2 protein-coding genes are annotated in these 1,936 nt (G+C 66.0%); both read left to right on the top strand.

Annotated elements, in window-relative coordinates; genetic code table 11:
* Positions 1–3 precede the first annotated feature (3 nt).
* The gene (phnA, locus tag AC3WLC_RS32050; RefSeq protein ID WP_493687908.1) at positions 4–1,257 is read left to right on the top strand and encodes a phosphonoacetate hydrolase; all 1,254 of its coding nucleotides are present in this window, start codon (positions 4–6) and stop codon (positions 1,255–1,257) included.
* Between the two features lie 2 nt (positions 1,258–1,259).
* On the top strand, positions 1,260–1,936 hold a 677-nt coding region (locus tag AC3WLC_RS32045), incomplete at its 3' end, for an aldehyde dehydrogenase family protein (protein WP_493687907.1).

Here is a 1,936-nt window from a genome sequence, read left to right as displayed (position 1 = left end):
GTGATGAACATGCATTCTACGGTTGGGTCTGAGGTTGTGGTGAACGGTCGGGGGTATGCCCGTCCGGTTCGTCCGACGGTTGTGATCTGCATGGACGGCTCGGAGCCTTCCTATATCGAGGCGGCCAGCGCCAAGGGGCTGACGCCGAACCTCGACCGGATCATGCAGACGGGCGCCAGCACCCACGCCTATTCGGTGATCCCGAGCTTCACCAACCCGAACAACCTCTCGATCATCACCGGGCGCCCGCCGGCGGTGCACGGCATCGCCGGCAACTTCTTCTACGACCGCGAGGCGAAGGAGGAGGTGATGATGAACGATGCCCGCTTCCTGCGCGCCCCGACCATCCTCGCCGCCTTCCAGCAGGCCGGCCTCAAGGTCGCGATGGTCACCGCCAAGGACAAGCTGCGCACCTTGCTCGGCAAGGGTCTCGACTTCACCTCGGGCACGGCGATCGCCTTCTCCTCGGAGAAGGCCGACAAGGCCAACATGCCTGAGAACGGCATCGAGGACGTCCTCGATTTCGTCGGCATGCCGGTACCGTCGGTCTATTCGGCTGACCTTTCCGAGTTCGTCTTCGCCGCCGGCGTCAAGCTGCTGGAGACGTTCAAGCCCGACCTGATGTACCTCTCGACCACCGACTATGTGCAGCACAAGGCGGCACCTGGCTCGCAGATGGCCGACAGCTTCTATGCGATGTTCGACGGTTATGTCGGCAGGCTCGACGCGCTCGGCTGCACGCTGGTCATCACCGCCGACCACGGCATGAACGACAAGCACCTCGCCAATGGCGAGCCGGATGTCGTCTATCTGCAGAGCCTGATGGACGCGTGGTACGGCCGCGGCACCATGCGGGTGATCCTGCCGATCACCGACCCTTATGTCGTGCATCACGGCGCGCTCGGCTCCTTCGCCACGGTCTACCTACCCGAGGGCGCCAGCCAGGAGGAGGTCGCCGCCCGCATCTCCGGGATCGAGGGCATCGCGCTGGCGGTGACCTCGGCCGAGGCCTGCGAGCGCTTCGAGCTGCCGGCCGACCGGATCGGCGACGTCGTGGTGATCTCGACGAGGCAGAAGGTGATCGGCACCTCGCCCGACCGGCACGATCTCTCCGGCCTGACCGAGCCCTTGCGCTCGCATGGCGGCATCACCGAGCAGCGCGTGCCGATGATCGCCAACCGGCCGATCACCGTCCCGGACGGGCGGATCCTGCGCAATTTCGACGTCTTCGACGTCGCCCTCAACCTGGTGAGCTGACGATGAACGCGACCGTGAAGCCGCCGGTGCGGCGCGAGGCGATGCGCATCGCCGGCAAGCTGGTCTCGACCGACGACATGCTCGAGGTCAGGAACCCCTATGACGATAGCGTGGTCGGGCTGATCCCGGCGGCCAGGCCCGAGCATGTCCGCGAGGCCTTCGCCAAGGCCAGGGCGTTCAAGCCGACGCTCTCCCGCTATGAGCGCCAGCGCATCCTGCAGAAGACGGCCGAACTGCTGTTCGCCCGCAAGGAGGAGTTCGCCCGGCTGATCACCGCCGAGGCCGGACTGTGCTGGAAGGATTCGCTCTACGAGGCCAGCCGCGCCTACGACGTCTGGTCCTTCGCCGCCCAGCTCACCATCAAGGACGATGGCGAGATGTTCTCCTGCGACATCTCGCCGAACGGCAAGGCCCGCAAGATCTTCACGACGCGCCAGCCGCTGCTCGGGGTGATCTCGGCGATCACGCCGTTCAACCACCCGCTCAACATGGTCAGCCACAAGCTGGCGCCGGCGATCGCGACCAATAACCGCCTCGTGCTCAAGCCGACCGAGCTGACGCCGCTGACCGCCCTCGCCTTGGCCGACGTGCTCTACGAGGCCGGCCTGCCGCCGGAGATGCTCTCGGTGGTCACCGGCAATCCCTCGACCATGGGCGATGCGATGATCACCGATCCCGA

This window comes from Allobosea sp. GW821-FHT03A12, from assembly GCF_058986765.1.
The sequence above is the reverse complement of the archived record's forward strand: the minus strand, read 5'-3'. Positions and strand labels throughout refer to the sequence as shown.